The organism is Caballeronia sp., from assembly GCF_049581465.1.
Taxonomy (GTDB): Bacteria; Pseudomonadota; Gammaproteobacteria; order Burkholderiales; family Burkholderiaceae; genus Caballeronia.
The window spans coordinates 1-1,526 of the sequence record NZ_JBAUSA010000721.1 but is presented as its reverse complement, the minus strand read 5'-3'; the positions used below and the strand labels follow the sequence as shown (position 1 = coordinate 1,526).

Below are 1,526 nucleotides of genomic sequence, written 5' to 3'. Positions count from 1 at the left end.
CGGTCGACGAAATGCTTGCCATGCCGTTCTACCATCCTGTCGTTGAGGAAGGTTTGCGGACTGCCCTGCGTGACGCAGCGGCACAAATAGTAGTAGAGGAAGCTGCCTGAGCGTTTCCGCGAAGGGGGCAACGCCCCCTTCTGCAGGCCGCCGCCCGACCGCCGAACCCATCCAATTGCACCACTGCGACGCAGCGCAAACGCGGGCATCGGCCGCTTAGGTGCCCGCTTCGGTATCGTCAAGCATGATCGTCCCGTTCTCGATGCGGATAGGCACTGCCGTCAGCCTTGCGCCGAGGCACGGACCATCGACGCACGCGCCGTCCTCGAAGCGGAACATGGCGCTGTGATGAGCGCACATGACGAGCTCGCCGCCGTAAGCCCAGAAAGTGTTGGGCTCGTAGTTCAGCGGAATCGAAAAATGCGGGCACACATTTCGATACGCCCAGGCCTGCGCGCCGCGGCGCACGACTAGTATTGCCGGCACGGGTTCAAGGCCGCCGCCGTCCGGCACGTCTTCGAGTGCGCATAGGGGCGCATTTGCGTTGGTTGCATCGACCATGGCGCGTCACACCTTCTCGCACGACACGGCGCCGCACTCCACAGTGCAACCGCTGGGTGACTGCACTACGGCTTCGGTCCTGGCCTGAATTTTCGGGTCTTTCATCGCAGTGCCTCTCAAGGTGTTGCGTGCAACGTGTCGACAGTGTCGGATCGCGTCGAGTGCGTAGGCGTTTCCGTTTCGCGAAACACGATTCTTCGACCGAGCGGGAAGAGTTCCAGCCCGAAGCGACTCGACACGTAGCCCCATATTCCCTGCGGAAAAAATAACGTGACTACAATCGCAAGCGCGCCCAATCCAATCAGATACCAAGTGCCAAAGTCCGACAGGAACTTGCTCAGTACATAGAAAATCAGCGTGCCGAGAATGGGCCCTTCGAGCGTACCGAGACCACCGATCATCACGATGAAGATAGCAAACGCGGTCCAGTTCACGGAGAACGCGGCATCGGGTGATATGCGCAGGTTCCCCACGAAATACAGCCCTCCGGCAAGCGCCGTACCGCCCGCCGAGACCAGATACACCATCAGCCGGGAACGCTTCACGTCAACGCCCTGACTGTTCGCGGCGACCGGATTATCGCGCATTGCGGTGAGCGCAAGGCCGCGTTTCGAGCGCAGGAACAGGTACAGCAAGCCGATCGCCGCAGCGACAATAGCAAGCGCCAGCCATAAGGTGAGCGATTCGCGCAACGAGCGCGGTATCTCCCGCAGCGCAGTCAGGCTCGTCCCCGAACCGCCGCCAAGCCACGAAATGTTCGCGACCGTCAGGCGGAAAACCTCCGCAATCACCCACGTGCCGATCGCGAAGTATCCGCCCTCCAGCCGAAACGCAATGCGCGACACCGGCACCGCGATCACGACCGCGACCGCCCCCGCAACCGGGACGGCCAGAAAGGGCGACACGCCGCAGTAGTTCGCGAGCACTAGCATGACGTAGCCACCGATCCCGAAGTAAGCCTGCTG

At 61.7% G+C, this 1,526-nt stretch carries 2 protein-coding genes; both read right to left on the bottom strand.

Annotation, left to right across the window (positions count from 1 at the left end; all coding sequences use genetic code 11):
* Positions 1-216 precede the first annotated feature (216 nt).
* The gene (locus WCA53_RS17725) at positions 217-561 is read right to left on the bottom strand and encodes a Rieske (2Fe-2S) protein (RefSeq protein ID WP_423913271.1); all 345 of its coding nucleotides are present in this window, start codon (positions 559-561) and stop codon (positions 217-219) included.
* A gap of 116 nt (positions 562-677) precedes the next feature.
* Positions 678-1,526: branched-chain amino acid ABC transporter permease (locus WCA53_RS17720; RefSeq protein WP_423913266.1), on the bottom strand; the 849-nt coding region annotated here is incomplete at its 5' end.

What these genes read in the sequence shown, in the direction of transcription:
- WCA53_RS17725 (WP_423913271.1), bottom strand. Translation starts at nt 561, where the DNA reads ATGGTCGATGCAACCAACGCAAATGCGCCCCTATGCGCACTCGAAGAC.